The sequence below is a fragment of the Pseudoalteromonas rubra genome, from assembly GCF_005887095.1.
GTDB classification, from domain to species: domain Bacteria; phylum Pseudomonadota; class Gammaproteobacteria; order Enterobacterales; family Alteromonadaceae; genus Pseudoalteromonas; species Pseudoalteromonas rubra_E.
Map to the genome: position 1 here is coordinate 190,772 of NZ_PNCI01000035.1, position 18,660 is coordinate 209,431.

The window sequence follows — 18,660 nt, forward strand, 5'->3', positions numbered from 1 at the left end:
TGTATCCTTATTTTTGGTTGTATGAATGATACAGAATGGATAAAGAAGGTAAAGTAGAATTATTGGTAAGTTTCGACCATTCGCAGTTAAAATAGTTCCATTCATTCTAATGAGTAGTCACGGCCATGAGTAATGTTCAGCCATCCTGGCACCTATATGTAATTGAGAATAGGTTTGGCCACTGGTATACGGGGATCACCAACGACGTCACAAAGCGTTTTTCGGCGCATGTAGCCGGTAAAGGCGCCAAAAGTTTGCGAGGAAAGGGTCCGCTTAAACTAGTTTACACGCTGGCTGTTGAAGATAAGCGCACCGCTGCCAGGTTGGAGTGGAGATTTAAGCGGTTATCTAAGGCTCGTAAAATGGCATTGGTTCAGGGGGCCGCTGGCACAGATAATGCGGAAATAAAAGCGTTAATATGCGCCGAAACCTGAGTTAGCTTAGGGATGTCCACTTTATCAAACTGGTCCTTATGTGTGTGATGCAGAGGATCTGTGCCAACTCCAAAGTAAGCAAAGGGGATCCCAACTTTATGAAAAGCGTAATGGTCACTGGCTCTCAACCAGTCAACTCGTGGTGTATCGAGGCGACGTGACATACGGGCGGTTGAGGTAAAGACCTGAACACGGATCTCCTGATTAAATGCCTGTGCAATCTCCTTTGTGTATGCGCTTGCTTGTTTTGAAGCCAGAACATACAGACGATTTCTTCTGTTAACTGCAAGCATGTCCAGATTGATATTCAAAGCGACACGTTCGGGGTCAAGCGTTGCAGCAAAGAAGTGTGCCCCATACAAGCCTTTTTCTTCCGCATCGGTTGCGACAAAAAGGATATCTCTGTGCCGTATTTGCGTCTTTAACTGACGTGCTAAATCTAGCATGACAACAACCCCTGAGGCATTATCATTGGCACCTGGATAATAACGTGTTCCTCGGCTACCCAAATGATCGTAATGGGCACTGATGACCAATGCGGGTTCACAAGACAGCATGTTACACGGCAAGGTTGCGACAACATTGTGCCCGTATGCCAGTTTTCCCAGACCTTGTCGAAAACGGAACGACTGGTAATAGACGTCGATCCCATTTTCAGCGAAGCGTGAGTGTATGTAGTGTGCGCTTTTGTTGATGTCAGCATTACCAGACCCTCGCCCCGCATGTGCCTCACTTGTTAGCGTTTTCAAGTCGACTTCAATTTTGCTGGCGGCCTGTGTAATCGAAATTACGCTACTTAGCCATAACAGGCTAATTCCTAGCAGTTGCACTCAGCCACTCCAGTTTGTTCCGATAACGCTTTTTGTCATGAGTAAAACTGGCGTGATTCAGTGCCCGATTTAAAAAGGTCTTGCTCAACTCCAGCTCCCCCTGAATGTAATAGACCTTAGCTAAGCCAAAGTAGCCTTCGTGTAGTGAACTAGACAACTTGTTTGCAGCGCGGTAATGTCTCAGCGCCTTGTCATAGTCTCCACTTGCAAACGCCTCATCGCCAAGTGCAATTTGATAGTAAGGGTTGTCTTTACGTAATGCATGGAGTTGAGCTCTGATATCCTTTGCTTGCTGCTGCCTGTCTGTCATTTCGTATAATAGTGCCAGATTACCCAGCGCTGTTTTATTCTCGTCATTGATCTGCAAGGCCTGCTGGTAAAGTGATTCGGCGTGAGTTACGTGATCATTGATGCGAAATAGTACGGCTAGATTTCCCCATGCTGCGGAATAGAGCGGATCTATCTCGATGGCGGCCTTAAAATAGCTATATGCCAAGTCCATTTCCTTGTTGATCATATGCATCGCGCCTTTATTGCTGTAGAACATTGCAGTGATACGATCTTTGCTGATTTTAGAAGTGGCAAACTTCTGTGCACGGCTATTTGGGTCGAAATCTATAACCACACTCGCAGGTCGGGTATACAAGATTTCGCGGTTGTCCCTGTGCTTTCTAGCGCCCGAGTTATCCTGGGTAACCACCAAATTGACATGGCCAGTCAGCAGGCTATACCCTTTGGTTTGAGCCCAGTACTCAGGAATATGAACTCGCTGGAACTGACCTTTGAGCCCGAGTTGCTCTGACAAGCTGTAGGCGAGAATAGAAAGTGACAGACAGTTTGCGTTGAGGTCGTAGAATGTTTCTGTTGCACTGAGGTTCGCACCACGCATATAAGACAAGCTTGAGTCGCCATTTTCTACTAAAAACTGAAGTAACTGTTCAGCAACCTTAATATTGGAGCCATTGTGGCGAGCTAGGTAGCGGTCCAAAGTCGCCCGAATGTTTGCATCCAATTCAAAAATAGCGTGTTGTGATTCAACCTCTCGCTGAGTGAAAGGAGCGTTGTCGAGCAGTAGCATCTCGACTTCAGGCTGAACCCGGGTTGATTGACACCCACCGAGCAGCAAAGCAGAGACGGTCAGGATGGGGCAAAGATAACGTCGTGCGAAGTGAGTGTAACAGGTCATAGGGACATTCCTAAATTCTACAGCTTTCTTTCAGTGTAGCTATTTTGACCGTTTAAGGAAGCGCAAATTGTTACAAGTCATTGCTGATGAGTGCGGGAGGGCGCCACAAAGGATTAAAGCAGCGATGGTTAGGAAGGTTCCCTTTAGGGAGAAATTAGCGGCTGAACATCCTCAGCCGCCTTGTTTGTGCTAGAAACTGGCAACCAGTTTGTCGAGTGCTTTGGCCGAATTGGCTAATTGCCGAATCGCTTGCTCTGTATCGAGTTGTTCACTCATAACGCCATCACTGATCACGCTGATCTGCTCGATACTGCGACCAACATCTGCAACAACATTACTTTGCTGCTCTGTTGCCGTGGCTATCAGGGTCGTCATATCATTGATCTGATCTGCTGTTTCTGTGATGGTATTCATCAGCTCTACAGATGTTTGCATGTTTTCGACACTTTGCTGTGCCTGCTCCGAAGACTGGGCAATTTGCGTCACGATAGAGTCCGATGCAGCCGTGAGCTCCTGGATGGTTGCCTGGATTTCATCAGTTGATTGAGAAGTTCTGCTGGCAAGCGCCCGAACTTCATCGGCTACGACGGCAAAACCTCGGCCGTGTTCACCTGCTCGTGCTGACTCAATTGCAGCGTTGAGCGCCAGCAAGTTAGTTTGCTCTGATATACCCCGTATTACGTCTAAAATACTGGCGATTGACTGGGTTTTGCTGGCCAATGTGGCCACCTGATCTGCCATTTGCTGAATATCCAGTGCCAGTTGATGCAGGGTCGTCTGGCTTTGCTGTACACAGCTGTGGCTGTGTTTCGTATGCTCGCGGCTCTCGTCGGTCAGTTTTGCGGTATTGTTAGCACTGCCGGCTATTTCCTGGACGGTGGCAGCCATCTGATTTATAGCTGCAGCCACAGACAAAGTCTGGGACTTTTGCTCATCCAGTGACAACGAATTTTTCTTCGCCTGAGCAAAGACATGCTCACTGGCAACACGTATATCATGACTTTCTTTTGCAACGTTGCAAATTGCGGCTTCAATCTTTTCAATAAATTGGTTAAAGCCCTGACCCAGCGCTTGTAACTCTGGCTGCTCTGCATTGGGAACGCGATAATTTAGCTTTGCGTCACCGCTGCCAAGTTGTCGAAATACGTCGGCCATTTTCAGTAGTGGGGCACTGAGATTGCGTGCCATAAGCATGCTGGCAATACATACCACTACCACCACAACCAGTGCCCAGAAGATAATTTGCCATTGTAATGAAGACACCTGAGCAAATACTTCAGCTTTAGGTACCTGTGCAATGACTAAGAGCGCAGTGCCTTCTATAGGGCTGGCGGCGACTAAAGAAGGGGTACCATCGGCGTCTAGATCCAGCACCACAAAATCTTGACTATTGCGCAGCTGCCCGGCGGCTGCCGCTCCGTAGAGGTCAACAAGTTTTGTTTTGGCGACCTTATTGGCATCCGGGTGAAGCTGAACAATACCCTGAGATTTTTCAACAACAAACACAAACCCGCTTTGCTCAATTTTCATATTCGCCAGCATGGTTTGCATCGCGTCGATGCTTTTTGCCAGTCCAGCCAAGCCAATGCCATTGGTTTGCTGATGATTGACGAACATTTTCACATCACCAGGCGCTTCCTGATAGATGCTGATGGAATATTCCTCGCTACTTTGGGTAAACTGGAAAAACCAACCATCTTGTTGCTGATTGAGTACCCGCAAGAACCCATTCTGATTCCAGTATTGTCGCGTTTCCCTGTTGGCCCAGGAAGCGGTGACCAGTGCGTATTGATTTTGTACGCGAGCCAATTCCCTGAGCAATACCTGCTCGTCTAGCTGGCCTTTGCTGACCGAATCAAGCAAAAACTGATTGCTTGAAAGTTGTTTTGCCGCACTCTTAAGCTGGCCAATTTGTTGGCTAATCGATTTGTTGATGCTCTCAACCTTGCTGGGCAATTCAGATCCCAGCATGCGGGTTTCGATCATAGACTTGGCCTGATAGGTAGAAATAAAGCCGATCAGACAAGCGACAACAACCGCGATTAAACTGCCCAGCAGAGTAATTCGTTGTGTAATTGTTAAACCAGTGTTATGCATTAAAGTTACTACTTTTAGATCCCGTGACCCATAATTTTAGCATGGTCAATAATTAACACCTATAGGTATAAAGTCGCTGTCATAATACTGTCATGTTTTAAATGGTAAAAAAGCCCACTGCATAGCAGGTGGGCCTTGGTTTCTAACAAGCGAACTAAAATGGCAAATTGGCTTGGGATAATGGCTTTAAGTTGCTAATAAGCCTTTATCTTTTAATTGGTTAGATTATCTTTTTCATAGCTGACATATAGCCACGCAAGGTATTACCAACGACTTCAACCGGGTGATTACGAATGGCATCATTGACACTTATCAGTGCCTGATTATCTACTTCATTTGAGCTTTGTGACAGCCCTTTACCAATAACGTCTGTACCGATTTTCTCCATAAACGGTTTGAGTAACGGTAAGCAGGCATGGTTGTACAGATAGCAACCGTATTCCGCTGTATCTGAAATGGTGCGGTTCATTTCGAATAGCTTTTTACGTGCTATGGTATTGGCAATTAGAGGTGTTTCATGCAAAGACTCATAGTAGGCAGACTCTTCGATAATACCAGCCGCTGTCATGGTTTCAAACGCCAGCTCTACACCTGCTTTGACCATAGCAACCATCAAAATACCATTGTCAAAAAATTCTTGCTCTGCAATGTCTTGCTCACAATTGGCTTGTTTCTCAAACGCCGTTTCGGCGGTTTCGGCACGCCAGCTCAGTAGTTTGGCATCGTCTTCGTGCCAGTCTGCCATCATCCCCTGCGAGAATTCTCCGCTGATAATGTCGTCCATATGCTTGTTGTACAGCGGTCGCATGATGGTTTTAAGCTCTTCACTGAGTTCAAACGCTTTGATTTTGGCAGGATTTGACAGGCGATCCATCATGTTGGTAATGCCACCATGTTTGAGTGCCTCGGTGATCACTTCCCAGCCGTATTGGATGAGTTTTGATGCATAACCGGGCTCAATACCTTGTTCCGTCATTTTGTCAAAACACAGCAAAGAGCCAGTTTGCAGCATGCCGCACAAAATGGTCTGTTCGCCCATCAAATCTGACTTCACTTCAGCGATGAAGGATGAATGCAGCACCCCTGCGCGATGCCCGCCTGTGCCGGCCGCATAGGCTTTTGCCTGAGCCAGACCGTGCCCCTGAGGATCGTTTTCAGGGTGCACAGCGATAAGCGTTGGCACGCCAAAACCGCGTTTATATTCTTCACGGACCTCGGTGCCAGGGCACTTGGGTGCGACCATGATGACGGTAATGTCATCTCGGACCTGTATTCCTTCTTCGACTATATTAAAGCCATGTGAATACGCCAGTGTAGCGCCTTGTTTCATAAGCGGCATGACCGCCTCAACAACTGCTGAGTGTTGCTTGTCGGGTGTTAAATTCAGTACCAGATCTGCCTGTGGGATCAAGGTCTCATAAGTACCAACCTCAAAGCCATTGTCACTGGCGTTTAGGAATGACTGACGTTTTTCATCAATGGCTGACTGACGTAGTGCGTAGCTGACATCCAGGCCAGAATCACGTAAGTTCAGACCCTGATTGAGACCCTGAGCGCCGCAACCCACAATTACCAGCTTCTTACCAAGCAGAACGTTCACGCCGTCCTCAAACTCTTTAGGGTCCATAAAGTGGCACTGAGCCAGTTGGGCAAGTTGCTCACGTAGTGGCAATGAATTGAAATAGTTCGCCATGATTTGTCCTGTTTGATTCTTAGGGAATAAGGTATAGGTTGTAGCCTAGTAGCAAGTTTGAGTTGCGTAAAATGATATATTTAAATTATTGTATTTCACATAATGAAACGCTCTGAGTGTAACCAAGATGGATCATAAACAGTTAAAGTACTTTCTGGCACTGGCGGATACCTTGCATTTTTCCCGGGCCAGCGAACGTTGTTATATTAGTCCGCCTACGCTAAGTCGCCAGATAAAGCAGTTGGAAGAAGAGGTTGGGGCGCCTTTGTTTATTCGTGACAATCGCAGTGTCGCGTTGACCCCGCAGGGGCAAGCATTCATTCAATATGCACAAGCCACATTAACAAGTTGGCGTCAGTTCAAAAGTGAATGCCTGGATGAAGACAAGCCATTGAGTGGGGAGCTGAGTCTGTTTTGCTCGGTAACCGCATCGTACAGCTTTATTTATGACTTGTTCGCGCGTTACCGTCAGGATTTTCCCCAGGTTGAACTGAACTTACTGACCGGTGACCCCGCCAACTCCATTGCTCAGGTGCAAGGAGAAGTCGTGGATGTCGCGGTCGCTGTTAGGCCGCGCAACCTTCCTCAGGGGCTTGAATATTTGAGTATCGGTCGTTCCAGGCTGTTGTTTATTGCGCCCACGATGAAATGCCCGTTGAGTGACCTGATAGAGCATCACCGGGGGGAATTGCCCTGGGAGCAGGTGCCTTTCATCGTGCCAGAGCACGGCGTATTGAAAGAACGCCTGGATGTGTTTTTCAAGAAAAAAGTGCTTCAGCCAAAAATTTATGCGCATGTTTCAGGGCATGAGGCTATGGTGGCGTTGACCAGTCTGGGGTTTGGCGTTGCCTATGTACCTGAGGTTGTGCTGGAACAAAGCCCGTTTAGAAATCAGGTGCAGACATTGGGCTTACAGAGTGAAGAAATTGAAATAGGCCTGGTATGCAAGAAGAAACGCCTGCAGGATCCGGTCGTGAGTGCCTTGTTTCGAGTTGCAGAGCGTTTGTTTGCTGTGTAAAGCGTTTGTTCAGCTAGCGTCACTAGACTAACCCTCACACATAGTTCGAACGAGGCTTTTTCGTGTCAACGGTATTAATCGCACAAGATGAAAAAGGACACAGCATCGCGCCTTTCGAGGCACTACAACAGCATGGTTACACCATGCGCTTTATCAATATTCATGACGCAACCAGGCAAGGTTATGCCACTCAGCAGGTAGACAGTATTGTGATTGGTCAGGCGCTGGCTACCAGCGCGCAATACGACACCATTAATGCGCTCAAAACGTGTTTCGATGCCCCTCTGATGGTGTCTCTTGATGAAGACAATGAGGATTTGCAAAGCCTCATGCTGGAATTGGGCGCGGACGATGTTATCCCCTGTATGGCTAAACCCCGGCTTTGGCGCGCTCGTCTGGACGCGCTGGTTCGTAAACATCCAGCCATCTCGGTGCCTTGTACAGACACACCACGTGAACTCCACTTTGGAGCACTTTATTTAAACTTTAATGAGCGCAGCGTGTCACTGGCACAACAGCCGATTAATTTAACCAGCCATGAATTCGAGTTGTTGTGGTTGCTGGCCTCGCGAGCACCGGAAGTGGTCAGTCGGGAGGAGATCTACAAAAAGGTTGTCGGACAGCACTATCAGGTGAACAGCCGGACAGTGGATGTGCGCGTGTCATGTCTGCGCAGAAAGTTGGGGGACACTGCCGTCGGTGCAGAAAAAATTAAGACGGTTTGGCGTAAAGGTTACCTTTTTGTAAAGGAAGCGTGGTCCACCCTAAATTAAAGTCATACTTTGGCGAAACTTCCATGGTGGATAGTTCCAATTATTCGAACTATCCATTCGCTCTCGATTGTACATATCTTATAACTTGTCATACTGACAGCTACCAATAACACCAATAAAGTGAATTTATATCAAGTTCTTACCTATTTTTTGTCTTGCCAGGTTGATATCCTGGCGCCTCAAAAGGCGAAACAAATTGCATGTTTCTTGATCTAAATCGTGCATTTAGCAACGTAAATAGAATTGATTGCTATTTAAAGCGGTGTATACTTAACGCGACTAAGAATAATTTTTAACATTGCTTTATTAAGGAATGCTCAATGATTTTTAAGAAATCTCTGCTTGCTACTTCTATACTCGTTGCTACTTTGGGTCTAACTGCCTGTGGTGGTTCAAGCTCCAATGACAACAACACTCAGACACCGGATCCGACCACACCAACGACACCAACTACGAACGAAGCACCTACCGCACTGACGTTAAAAAGCCAGGATTCCGACGCAACTGAAGTGACTGTGACTGAAAACATGGTTGCAGTAGAGATTGGTAACTTGGTTGTGACTGACGGTGACGATGACACCCATACATTCACGGTGTCTGACGAGCGTTTTGAAGTTGCGAATGGCGTTTTGAAATTAAAAGCCGGTGAGCACCTGAACTATGAACTGGAGCAGGAAGTAAAATTAACTGTTACCGTAAAAGATAGTGCTGATAATGAGCAAAGCTTTGAGATCGTATTCAAAGTACTGGATGAAATGGACTATGACTTCATTAGCCGTTTTGAAGAAGGCCAATCTAGCGTTGCTTACTCGGGTCAGATTGCACGCCATGTGTTGATTAAAGAGTTGTTCAATTATATTGGTAGTAACAATGATGAATATAACTTTGAAAATGATGCTAAGTCATTAGACAAAGCCGCACTAGTTGCGAAGCTCAACGAGTACTTTTCATTAACTGACGCAGAATATGCAAGTAAATGGGGCAGTGAGCGTAAGCTGACTATCTCAACGGACCCTGCGGCATTACAACCTTCTTTGAGCGATATTTCATCTTCTCACAAAGATTTGAATGGCAAGGTTGCTGGCAACGATGCAAAAGGTCAGTATAAAGATTGGACTGAAGACGGCAGCTTTGTTGGTTGGACAGCCATTCCAGCCGACGGTGTAAAGCCCATCCCTCAATTGTTTGTAGAAGAGCTATTCAGTCAGCTTGCTGATCGCGCTTTGGCGGCAAACGCCGAGGCACCGGGAGGGGATGAAATTAGTACTATTTATGTTACTGAACAAGGTGTTGATCTTAATCAATTGATTCAGAAATTCCTATATGGCGCAGTGGCGTTCTCACAAGCTGCTGATGATTATCTAGATTATGACACTGAAGGCAAAGGTCTGATGACCGATAATACCGTTGCAGTGGATGGAAAAGCGTATACTAACCTTGAACACCAGTGGGATGAGGGATATGGCTATTTCGGTGCTGCACGTAACTATATGAGTTACACAGATGATGAGATTGCGGGCAAAGGTGGCCGCGATGGTTTCAGCGCTGGACATAACGATGCCAATAACGATGGTAAGATTGATTTCAACGCTGAGTACAACTTTGGCAACTCCACCAATGCAGCAAAACGCGATCGTGGAACGGTAGGTAATACCAACCCTACCGATTTGACCAAAGACGCGTTTGAAGCTCTGTATAATGGCCGTAAGTTGATTAACTCAACAGAAGGTGCGCTGACCGACGCGCAAATGGATACACTGAAAGGTCATGCAAAAGACGCTTTACTGGCGTGGGAAAAGTCCATCTCAGCAACAGTTGTTCACTACATCAATGATACAATCAAAGATTTGGATACTTTAGTCGAAGGCGTAAATGGTGGTGTTTATACCGGTGCTCAATTTTCGACTCTGGCTAAACACTGGTCAGAAATGAAAGGTTTCGCACTAAACTTCCAGTTCAATCGTCACTCGCCTTTCTTTGAGGCTGGTAACGAAGGTAAATTTGCCGAAATGCACGACTTGATGGGTACTCAGCCGGTGATTGCTGTTGATGGGGTTGATGCATATAAAGCTGACTTGTTGAAAGCACGTGATATTCTGCAAGAAGTATACGGCTTTGATGCAGAGAACGTTGCCAACTGGTAAGTTTTTAACGATTCTTTGAACTGTCAAAAGGTTAGCAAATTTTGCTAGCCTTTTGCGTATCTAGACTATTCATTTGAGGCACATAATGAGAATACACTCCAGACCTATTTTATTGGCAGTGGCCATTGGTTTGGCATTAAGCGGGTGTGGCGAAAGTACGTCCAGCTCTGCAGGCCCTGGCTATAAACAAGCTAATTCGGATGACAACCAAAATACCGGCAACGATAACCAAGATACGGGTAACGATAATCAGGACTCTTCCAATGGCGGCTCTGATACACCTGATTCAGGTCAGGATAACAACCAGAGCAATTTCAGCCAGAAAAAGTTAATTGCTAACCTGACTGATAACGTGTTTACCCCAACTTTCCAGCAGTTTGCCAACAAAGCAAGCACACAGCCTGACTTAGTTAAAGCGTATTGTGATTTGGAAGCTGCGTTTGATCCGACGCTGAGCGACGAGGCTGCAAAAACTGCGCGAGATGAAGCATTGCTTACGGCACAGAATAGCTGGAAAGAGACGATGGTGAGCTGGCAACATGCTGAGCTGATGATTGTGGGCCCTTTGTTGGCTGATGATAAGTCCCTTCGTAAAGACATTTATTCGTGGCCAGATACCAACTACTGTAATGTTGATCAGGATGTGGCTTACTTTGCGCAGGGCAACATTAATGGTGTGCCCTATGATATCAGCAAACGAAGCGATAAACGTCGTGGCTTAGATGCACTTGAGTACTTACTATTTAATAGTAATTTAGACCACAGTTGTTCCGCTGCCGCTGCGGGAGATATTTTAGCGCAGTGGAATACTCTGGATGATCAGCAACGTCGTTCAATGCGTTGTCAGTATGCCGTTGAAGTATCAACAGATCTCAAAGAGACCTCAGAGCGCTTAATGTTTGAGTGGGCAGGTGACCAAGGTTATGCGGCTAAATTGAAAAATGCCGGTGAATCGGGTAGTGAATTTGATACTGTGACTCAGGCTGTAAACCGTATTTCTGATGCTCTGTTCTACATGACAGAAGAGTTAAAGGACTACAAATTGGCGACTCCGCTGGGCTTGTTTGCTAACCAGTGTGGCACAGAGGTGTGCCCTGAGGCCGTTGAGTCTCGTTATGCTAAGCACTCCATCGAAAATATTCAGGCAAATATTGCCGCGTTTGAGCAGATCTTCCTTGGACAAGGCACAGACAGCGAAGACACAACGGGTTTTGATGACTTCCTGGACAATCAATCTGCTAGTCAAACCAAAGACGTTATGATTCAGGGCATCGCAAATGCAAAAGCCGCGACAGCAGCACTGGAAGATAACTTACAGCAAGCGTTGAACGAAGACACTGCGGGTGTGACGAACACACATGCAAAGGTTAAAGATGTCACTGATCAGCTTAAGAACGATTTTATCCAAAAGCTGGCTCTGGAGCTTCCAAAAACATCGGCAGGTGACAATGACTAAAGGACCCATGATGAAAAGATCTGTGTTGGCCATGGCTGTGGCGCTGGCTGCACCTCAGGTACTGGCAAATGATGACGCAAAAAATGACGACATGGAACACATTCAGATCCTGAGTCATTACGATAAGCTCCGCACTGAAGCGGGATCTGCTACTTTACTAAGTGAAGAGCAGTTGGCAGAATTTGAATACGATGACATTCACCGTATCTTGTCTTCGGTACCGGGTGTGAATATCCGCGAGGAAGATGGTTACGGTCTGCGTCCGAATATTGGCTTTAGGGGTGTCACACCTGAGCGAAGCAAAAAAATTACCATTATGGAAGATGGGGTGTTGATTGGCCCTGCGCCATATTCAGCGCCAGCGGCCTATTATTTTCCAGTCACAACTCGTATGACGGCCGTTGAAGTGTTCAAAGGTCCGGCAGCCATTAAACATGGTCCTCAGTCGGTTGCGGGGGCACTGAATCTGGTGACCCGTGCTGTGCCTGAATTTTCGGAAGGGGCCATTGATCTGGCAATGGGCAGTGATGGTTATACCAAAGCACACGCTTATTTCGGCTCAGTCGTCAACAATGTTGGCTTCTTGCTCGAAGGTGTCAATTTGCAGGCAGATGGCTTTAAGGACCTGGATGGCGGGGCAGACACTGGGTTTGAGAAAAACGACTTACTGGCCAAGTTTAACTATAAGATGCAGCAAGGTGAGTTTGAGCACACGTTTGGCCTGAAACTCAGTTACGCGGATGAATTGTCGAACGAAACCTATCTGGGTCTGACGGATGCGGATTTTGATGCAACTCCTTATCGTCGTTACGCTGCGTCTCAGCCTGACAATATGGACACCAAACACAGCCAGGTGATGTTTTCACACCATATGAAATATCAAGACGTTAGCCTGACTTCACGCGTGTATCGTAACGACTATGAGCGTGCCTGGCTGAAGCTAAACGGCCTGACGAACACTGACGCGACTTTGCCAGAGATACTGGCAAATCCGGAAGATGAAAAGTATCAGCGCCTGTATCAGGTTCTTAGTGGTACAGAAGACTCTATTCCCTTTAGTGGGCGGCCGAACTTTTTGACCATGGGTACCAATGACCGTGAGTATTTCTCTCAGGGCATTCAGGTTGATGGCTCTGCCAAATTTAACCTCGCTGGCTACGAGAATACCTTGTCGTTTGGCGTGCGCTTTCACGAAGATGAGATTGAGCGTAAACACTTCACTGAAACCTACAGTATGAAAGACGGAAGTGCGTTTGATCTGGGGCTGGACAAAGTCTATACCGATCAAAACATCGAAAATACCAAAGCCTGGTCTGTGTATGTCGAGGATAAAGTGACGATTGATGCGCTGACACTGGGTCTGGGTATTCGTGGTGAACTTATGGACATGGCGTACCAGAACACTGTGGATGCGGATGACTGGCAGAATAAAACGACACGTATCTGGCTGCCAGGTATGAGTGGTTTTTACCAGTTATCTGAAGACTCAGGCATTCTGTTCGGTGTACATCAAGGATTTTCGCCCGCTTCGCCGCAGCAATCGGTTGATATTGAAATTGAGAAAAGCACGAACTATGAATTTGGTGGTCGCTTTAACGATGGCGTGACTCAGCTGGAAGTGGTCAGTTTCTTCAATGACTACAGCAACCTGAAAGAAAGTTGTGGCCAGTCTAACTGTGGTGCGCTGGAAGTGGGCAAAGAGTTTAATGGTGGTGAGGCGCACGTATATGGACTGGAAGCTCAGTTCAGCCAGCGTTATCCATTGAACCTGCAAATTGACATCCCTTATGGCTTTGTTTACACCTATACCAAAGGGGAATTTAAAAACGACAGGTACACTAACTTTGCGCAATGGGGCCACGTAAAAAGCGGTGATGAACTCCCGTATTTACCTGAGCATCAGGCCAGCTTTAACATAGGTCTGTCTGCCCCTGATTGGCGTGTATCGTTGGCGGTCAAGTACGTCGGCTCTATGTCAGAAGCTGCGGGTCGCAGCTGGGATAGCAGCACAGATCCTAATGCACCAAATGGTAGCTATGATCTGGTGCTTGAGGGTCAAGAAGTGTCAGCGATTACAACCGTTGACCTGTCTGCTGTCTATGAGCTGGGCAAATACGGTCAGGTATATGCTAAGGTTGATAACCTGCTGGATGAGACTAAGATCGTGAGTCGTCGTCCTTATGGTGCACGACCTGGCAAGCCTCGTCAGTTTACTCTGGGCTATAAATATTCGTTCTGAACCGTGTAATCCAATCACAGATGCGTAATCAGCTGCGCGTCTGATGAAATCTAGTATACTTACAGGGCCGCTAATCAGTGGCCTTTTTTAAAGGAGTCAGTCCACTTTATGATCGAAACGCTTTGGCAAAGCCTGTCTTCTTTGCCCGGTTATTTATTGGATGCGAATAAACGAATCTATTGGCTGTACCTTCTCAGTGCCGTTGCTATGGCGGGCCTGGTATACAGCAAACTGAACAGTCCGCGTTCACTCAAAGGGTTTTTGGGATTTTTGTTCCCGCGTGACGTTTGGCTATCTGACAGCGCAAAACTGGATTACGGCTTATTTGTTGCCAACAAACTAATTAAAGCACTCACTTTTGCTCCCATAGTCTTGACTATGGTGCCAGTTGCTATCGCAATTTCAGATGGTCTGGAATGGTTGTTTGGCGCGCCCTTGCATCTTGCCTGGGATGACTCAGTGGTCATTTTTTTGTTTACGCTGATGCTGTTTCTGGTTGATGACTTTACCCGGTATCTGTTACACCTTGCGCTTCATAAAATTCCATTTTTGTGGGAGTTTCACAAAGTACACCATTCTGCAAAAGTACTGACGCCGTTTACAATCTATCGTTCACATCCGGTAGAAAGCTATTTGTACGCCTGTCGTATGGCTTTAACGCAAGGTTTAGTGGTGGGGTTAGGATATTTCCTGTTTGGTACGGCATTGAGCATGTTCGATATCCTCGGGGCTAATGCCTTCGTTTTCCTATTTAATATTTTTGGTTCAAACTTACGTCATTCACATATCTGGTTTAGCTGGGGAGATAAGGTTGAAAACTGGTTTATCAGCCCAGCACAACACCAAATTCACCACAGCGCTGATCCCGCTCACTTTGATACCAATTTGGGCTCTGCATTAGCAATATGGGACAGGTTAGGTCGTTCTCTGATCCGCGCGTCGCAAGTTGAAAAAATAGAAATAGGTGTGGGCCGTTATGATGCCGGACATGACAGTCTAGTTGCCATTTACCTTAAGCCACTCAGAGAGGCCGCTCGCTGCTTGTTACCTAAGCGGATGAGTGCTGCTTTCAGGAGAGAGAAATAGGCTGGCGACGGGCATTGCCAGCCTATGAGGGAGAGTAGGCTCCCATAAAACTGTTTCTTAGTGCACCTGACCTTGTGAGGTGCGATAAAAACCCAGTGCATTCAGTTGTTCAATGATCGCCGGGTCATCAAGTCTGTCTGGCGTATCCTGATCGCGTAAAAAGTGCTCTTTAGGCACTGAGTGCATATCTAGCATCTTCTGGAAAAGGATGTCCCTAATTGTCAACGCTGTCATTCCCGAATCTTGAATAGCATCGAGTTGCGCTTGCAATTTTGCGAGCGGGCCTGCATTTGCATCATCCACCGCTGCAGGAAAGTAAGAAGCTGATTTATTTTTTAACATGCTTGCCCTCTCGAATAATTAGAGTGCCCACTCAATGTTCCTGATTGAGGGGTATAAGTATAAGATTTAAATTGAGAAAATAGATTAGTGCAACTAACCTACTGAAGCCAGTTTACTTCGAATTGAGGGGCAATTACCAACGATGATGTAAAGCTTTGTAAATCGTATAGTTACAAAGATGCCACGATTGTGTGCCTGATATTTAGACGTCTAGATGTAAGTGTATGATGCGGAATTAGAAATAATTCTCAGTACCCCTATTAATACTGAGAATTATTTTGCAGGCTATGAAAATATTTTTTCTTTAACGTGTTCAGCAAAGCCGCTACCGGCTTCTAAATAGAAGTTATAGGTAGAATGCACGCCCAAATCTTCCAGCTCTTTTTGTTGATCCGGATAGTTTGCAATGGCGGTAACCTGACCTGAGAACCCAGATGCCTTGAGCTGCTCCAGGGCATAGATATTCTGCATATGCTTGGGCATTGCCAGCATGACCATGTCGACATTGGAATGGTTGACCCTTTGCCAGAAATCAGGGTCAGTTGCATCCGCGAGCAGTACCCGGCGCTCCAGGCTGATGTGTTTTTCAACTACCTCAGGTTTGATATCGACACCTGCGACAGCGCCAGGGTGGGAAGCATGAATGGTCTCATAGGCACCGGTACCAATTCGACCCATACCAAATATCACGATCCGTGTGTCGGTCAGGTTAACTGGCAGCTCTTCTTCAAGCCGTTTATCACTCTCAAACTTAACGAGCAGCGGTTCAAGCTTAACGTATATTTCATTGGCTTTTTTATTCAAGGGTGTTGCCAGTACAAAGGTGACTGACACAGCCAGTGCGACCACGGCAAGCCAGTCGGCGGTGATCATGCCACTGCTGGCGGCTACTGCACAGACAATCAGGCCAAACTCGCTGTAGTTGGACAAGGTAAATGCACTAAGCAGTGATGTCCGGGCCCGCAGTCTGAACATGTTGGTATAGAGGTAGTAAATGAACACTTTCACAGGCAATACGACAGCAAGTAGCACGGCAATAAGCATGGCTTCGAGAGAGATATTGGCGTTGAGGCCAATATTAAGGAAAAAGCCAACCAATAAGATATCTTTGACGTTGAGCAGTGCTTTAGATAGTTCACCGGCTTTTTTATGTGGCGCAAATATCATACCGATGATCAGAGCGCCCAAATCACCTTTCAGACCTGCCAGCTCGAATCCGTGGTAGCCCAGCACCAGGGCAAAGAAAAAACCGAACAATGGCAGGAGTTCGCCATGTTTTGAGCGGTTAAGTACCCAGAACAACAGTGGCCGCAATAGTGGTAAACCTATAAGCAGAGCAAGGGCCCAAATGTTTGGCGACTTGCCCGTGCTGATGGCGAGGAAGATCACGGCAAAAATATCCTGCATAACCAGGATCCCGATTGAAATTTTACCGTGCAGACTGGCCATTTCTCCTCTTTCTTCCAGGACCTTAACCGCAAAAACGGTACTGGAAAAACTAAAAGCAAAGCCAACCAGACAGGCACTTTGCCAGGATAGGTCGACAAATAAAGGTAAACCAAATGCGCCTAACATCAGTAACAAGGAGGCGAAAAAGGCGATACTGGTGACCAAATGCAGGCTTGCTGGTGCCCAAACCTGAGGCTTAACCAGGTTGGAAACTTTCAGCTTTAAGCCAATACTGAACAACAGTAGAGTGACACCCAAATCAGCAAGTTGGGTGAGTAAGTCGGTGCTGCTGTGCCCCAATAAGTTGAGGACAAAACCCGCCAACAAAAAGCCAATTAATGGTGGGAGTTTGAGTTGATAGACGGAAAAGCCACAGGCAAAGGCAACGGCGAAGTACAGTAATTCCATAGTGATTCAGTCAAGTCGAAGGTGTTAGCAGTGTAACAAAACAAACTGATTTATAAATGAAAAATTAGCACATTGCGTAACTAATAAATGCCTTAAGTGGCGCGTTTGGGGATTTGATGTCAACTATTTATCTGATAGCTATAAATTTTCGCTGACAAACCAGAAAAAATGTGGTTAAGATGCGGATAAGGGGACATCCTCGAGAGGAGATAAGATGTTTAAAAAGCTCTTGGCATCCGTAGGTATTGGTGCCGCGAAAGTAGATACAATTTTAGAAACAGAACATTTGCATCCAGGTCAAAAATTCCAGGCGCAAATAGTTGTTCTGGGTGGTGATGTAGAGCAAGAGGTGAGTGGACTAGAGCTGGCGTTGATGACAAAAGTGAAGGTTGAAGGTGACAGTGGCGAATACTATGCAAATCAGGTAATCGAAAAATGGCGTGTCGGCAGCAAATTCACAATTGCACCGGGCGAGAAAAAAGTGATCCCATTTGAGGCTCGCCTGCACTCAGAAACCCCGATCACCGAAATTAATGCGCCTTATAATCACAGCTATGTTTGGCTGGAAACGGGACTCGACATTGATTTGGCGATGGACCCAAGCGACAAAGATTTACTGCATATTTATCCGAATGAGGCCGTGAAAAATTGTCTTGTGGCCATGGATAAGCTTGGTTTTAAAATGGTGAAGGCGGACGTTGAACGAGGGTATCTCAAGGCGTCGAACTTTCAGTCTGTATCGGGGTGTTATCAGGAAATAGAATATCGTCCTGCCAGCACATCCCTGTTTGGTTTACAGGAAGTGGAACTATCTTTTGTCCCTGAGGCACATCGAACGCATGTGTTGATAGAGTTAGACAGGGCGTTTCGCGGCGACGGCTATGTTGACCTGACTATTGAGCACGATCAGGTGAACTTATCCCAGTTATGTGATCAACTGGAAAGGCTGTTTGCCTGAACTGTAGTTGCGCCTCGTTAGGGGCGTATCTTTTCAAGTGATAAATTCATGCAAGTTAAAACCTTTTACGAACTGTCTCATGACGAGCTGTTTAGTATTTTTCACACGCGTATTGCTGTGTTTGTTGTGGAGCAAGCCTGTGCTTACCAGGAAATCGACGAGACGGATAAAAAGTCAGATACCTTACATGTTTTTCTAATCGAGGAAGGCGAGTTACAGGCCTATGCAAGGTGCTATAAATCGGCCTCGGGTTGTAGTGCAATTGGCCGTGTGCTGGTTTCACAAGCCTGTCGCGGTAAAGGCATAGCCCAGAATTTGATGACCAGAGCAATAGAAGTCTGCCGCACACATTATGGCTTGCAACCCATACATATCTCTGCGCAAACCTATTTGACTCAATTTTACCAGTCTCTCGGCTTTGAAATATGCAGCCAGGCTTATCTGGAAGACGGGATTGAACACATAGATATGGTACTTTCTTAAGGGATGAAATGGTACACAGATGTGAAGGTAAACCTATATACATCTGTGTAACGTCAAAGCTGAT

The 18,660-nt window shown here is 46.4% G+C and carries 15 protein-coding genes; 9 read left to right on the forward strand and 6 right to left on the reverse strand.

Features of this window, described 5'->3' with window-relative positions; translation table 11 throughout:
- The first annotated feature begins 125 nt into the window (after positions 1–125).
- Positions 126–434 (forward strand): GIY-YIG nuclease family protein, encoded by a 309-nt coding sequence (locus CWB99_RS15410; RefSeq protein ID WP_138549779.1) that lies wholly within the window; start codon positions 126–128, stop codon positions 432–434.
- On the opposite strand, the gene CWB99_RS15415 is transcribed toward CWB99_RS15410, so the two are convergent.
- The 4 genes from CWB99_RS15415 to ilvC form a co-directional block, all read right to left on the reverse strand.
- Positions 374–1,264: a M20/M25/M40 family metallo-hydrolase gene (locus tag CWB99_RS15415; protein WP_138549780.1), complete on the reverse strand. Its 891-nt coding sequence runs from the start codon at positions 1,262–1,264 to the stop codon at positions 374–376. The genes CWB99_RS15410 and CWB99_RS15415 overlap by 61 nt on opposite strands.
- Positions 1,245–2,450, reverse strand: a complete 1,206-nt coding sequence (locus tag CWB99_RS15420; RefSeq protein WP_138549781.1) for a tetratricopeptide repeat protein — start codon at positions 2,448–2,450, stop codon at positions 1,245–1,247. Before CWB99_RS15420 ends, CWB99_RS15415 begins: the two co-directional genes overlap by 20 nt.
- A gap of 189 nt (positions 2,451–2,639) precedes the next feature.
- Complete coding sequence (locus CWB99_RS15425) at positions 2,640–4,547, reverse strand: methyl-accepting chemotaxis protein (RefSeq protein WP_138549782.1); 1,908 nt, start codon at positions 4,545–4,547, stop codon at positions 2,640–2,642.
- A 220-nt stretch (positions 4,548–4,767) separates the two neighbouring features.
- A complete protein-coding gene (ilvC, locus tag CWB99_RS15430) occupies positions 4,768–6,240 on the reverse strand; it encodes a ketol-acid reductoisomerase (RefSeq protein ID WP_138549783.1) in 1,473 nt (490 codons plus the stop codon).
- Positions 6,241–6,367: 127 nt separating this feature from the next.
- Between ilvC and ilvY the strand changes: the two genes are divergently transcribed.
- The 6 genes from ilvY (at position 6,368) to CWB99_RS15460 (ending at position 14,956) form a co-directional block, all read left to right on the forward strand.
- Entirely contained in the window at positions 6,368–7,258 is an 891-nt protein-coding gene (gene ilvY, locus CWB99_RS15435; protein WP_138549784.1) for an HTH-type transcriptional activator IlvY, read from the forward strand.
- Between the two features lie 62 nt (positions 7,259–7,320).
- On the forward strand, positions 7,321–8,031 hold the full coding sequence (locus CWB99_RS15440) for a response regulator transcription factor (protein WP_138549785.1): 711 nt from the start codon (positions 7,321–7,323) through the stop codon (positions 8,029–8,031).
- A 320-nt stretch (positions 8,032–8,351) separates the two neighbouring features.
- Positions 8,352–10,175 carry a DUF4856 domain-containing protein gene (locus CWB99_RS15445; protein WP_138549786.1) on the forward strand — a complete coding sequence of 608 codons (1,824 nt, stop codon included), beginning with the start codon at positions 8,352–8,354 and terminating at the stop codon, positions 10,173–10,175.
- An 85-nt stretch (positions 10,176–10,260) separates the two neighbouring features.
- Positions 10,261–11,631 carry an imelysin family protein gene (locus CWB99_RS15450; protein WP_138549787.1) on the forward strand — a complete coding sequence of 457 codons (1,371 nt, stop codon included), beginning with the start codon at positions 10,261–10,263 and terminating at the stop codon, positions 11,629–11,631.
- 10 nt (positions 11,632–11,641) lie between these two features.
- Positions 11,642–13,870 carry a TonB-dependent receptor family protein gene (locus tag CWB99_RS15455; RefSeq protein ID WP_249331947.1) on the forward strand — a complete coding sequence of 743 codons (2,229 nt, stop codon included), beginning with the start codon at positions 11,642–11,644 and terminating at the stop codon, positions 13,868–13,870.
- A 108-nt stretch (positions 13,871–13,978) separates the two neighbouring features.
- Positions 13,979–14,956, forward strand: coding sequence for a sterol desaturase family protein (locus CWB99_RS15460; RefSeq protein WP_138549789.1), 978 nt, complete (start codon positions 13,979–13,981; stop codon positions 14,954–14,956).
- A gap of 57 nt (positions 14,957–15,013) precedes the next feature.
- On the opposite strand, the gene CWB99_RS15465 is transcribed toward CWB99_RS15460, so the two are convergent.
- Together CWB99_RS15465 and CWB99_RS15470 are read right to left on the reverse strand one after the other, a co-directional pair.
- Positions 15,014–15,298, reverse strand: coding sequence for a hypothetical protein (locus CWB99_RS15465; RefSeq protein WP_138549790.1), 285 nt, complete (start codon positions 15,296–15,298; stop codon positions 15,014–15,016).
- 285 nt (positions 15,299–15,583) lie between these two features.
- On the reverse strand, positions 15,584–17,155 hold the full coding sequence (locus CWB99_RS15470) for a cation:proton antiporter family protein (RefSeq protein ID WP_138549791.1): 1,572 nt from the start codon (positions 17,153–17,155) through the stop codon (positions 15,584–15,586).
- 214 nt (positions 17,156–17,369) lie between these two features.
- Here CWB99_RS15470 and CWB99_RS15475 point away from each other — a divergent pair, with 214 nt between their 5' ends.
- Positions 17,370–18,113: a sporulation protein gene (locus tag CWB99_RS15475; RefSeq protein WP_138549792.1), complete on the forward strand. Its 744-nt coding sequence runs from the start codon at positions 17,370–17,372 to the stop codon at positions 18,111–18,113.
- 48 nt (positions 18,114–18,161) lie between these two features.
- Positions 18,162–18,596 (forward strand): GNAT family N-acetyltransferase, encoded by a 435-nt coding sequence (locus tag CWB99_RS15480; RefSeq protein WP_138549793.1) that lies wholly within the window; start codon positions 18,162–18,164, stop codon positions 18,594–18,596.
- Positions 18,597–18,660: the final 64 nt, after the last annotated feature.